Here is a 1,306-nt window from a genome sequence, read left to right as displayed (position 1 = left end):
CGGCGGCGAGATCAGGCCGATGCCCGGCTTGGCGTAACGCAGCCGCGCGATCAGTTCGTTGACCTTGTGGCCGGGCAGCTGGCCGCCTTCGCCGGGCTTGGCGCCCTGGGCGACCTTGATCTGCAGCACTTCGGCATTGACCAGGTACTCGGCGGTGACACCGAAGCGGCCCGAGGCCACCTGCTTGATCTTGGAGCGCTTCTCGGTGCCGTAGCGCACCGGGTCCTCGCCGCCTTCGCCGGAGTTGGAACGGCCGCCGAGGCGGTTCATCGCGATTGCCAGCGCCTCATGCGCTTCCGGCGACAGCGCACCCAGCGAAATGGCGGCGGTGTCGAAGCGCTTGAACAGCGCCTCGGCCGGTTCCACTTCCTCCAGCGGCACCGGCGTGGCCGCCGGCTTGAGCTGCAACAGGTCGCGCAGTGCCGAGGTTGGGCGCGAATGCACCGCGTCCATGTACTTGCGCCAGTCTTCGGCCTTGCCGGTGCGCGCGGCGCGCTGCAGGGTCAGCACCACGTCCGGGTTGTACATGTGGTATTCGCCGCCATGCACGTACTTGAGCAGGCCGCCCACTTCGGCCGGCGCCAGCTCGTTCCACGCACGCGCGGTGAGTTCACGCGCCTCGGTATCCAGCCGCGCCAGGTTGACGCCGCCGATGCGCGCGATGGCATCCGGGAAGCACAGCTGCACCACATCCGGATCAAGGCCGATGATCTCGAACAACTGCGCGCCGCGGTAACTGGCCACGGTGCAGATGCCCATCTTGGAGATGATCTTGCTCAGGCCCTTGTAGATGCCCTTGCGATAACTGCGGCCGATCTGCGAAACCTCACCGCCCTTCTTCAGCTGCAGGATGCCGCGCCGGCCCATGTCGAACAGCGTCTGGTAGGCCAGGTACGGGTACACCGCGGTGGCACCGTAGCCGAGCAGGCAGGCCATGTGGTGCGCGTCGCGCGCGGTGCCGGTCTCCACGATCAGGTTGACGTCGCAGCGCAGGCCCACCTTGGACAAGTGGTGGTGCACCGCGCTGGTGGCCAGCAACGCATGCACCATCGGGCGGTCCGGCACCGGGTAGCGGTCGGACAGCAGCAGCACCACGATGCCATCCCGCGCGGCCTGCTCGCACTGCGCGCAGATCCGCTCGATGCCGGCCTTGATGCCTTCCTCGACGCTGTAGGACAGGTCGATCAGGCGATTGCGGTCGACGTATTGCTCCATCTTCACCAGCTGGCGCAGCTTGCGCTGGCTGAGCACCGGCGAGTTGAGGATGACGTGGTTCACCGTCTCCGGGCCGGCATGGAAGATGTTG

At 67.1% G+C, this 1,306-nt stretch carries 1 protein-coding gene; it reads right to left on the bottom strand.

From position 1 onward, the window contains the following. Nucleotides 1-1,306: glutamate synthase-related protein (locus VA603_RS11540; protein WP_323438932.1), on the bottom strand; the 1,306-nt coding region annotated here is incomplete at both ends.

Source organism: Stenotrophomonas capsici (assembly GCF_034961085.1).
Classification (GTDB): domain Bacteria; phylum Pseudomonadota; class Gammaproteobacteria; order Xanthomonadales; family Xanthomonadaceae; genus Stenotrophomonas; species Stenotrophomonas capsici.
The sequence above is the reverse complement of the archived record's forward strand: the minus strand, read 5'-3'. Positions and strand labels throughout refer to the sequence as shown.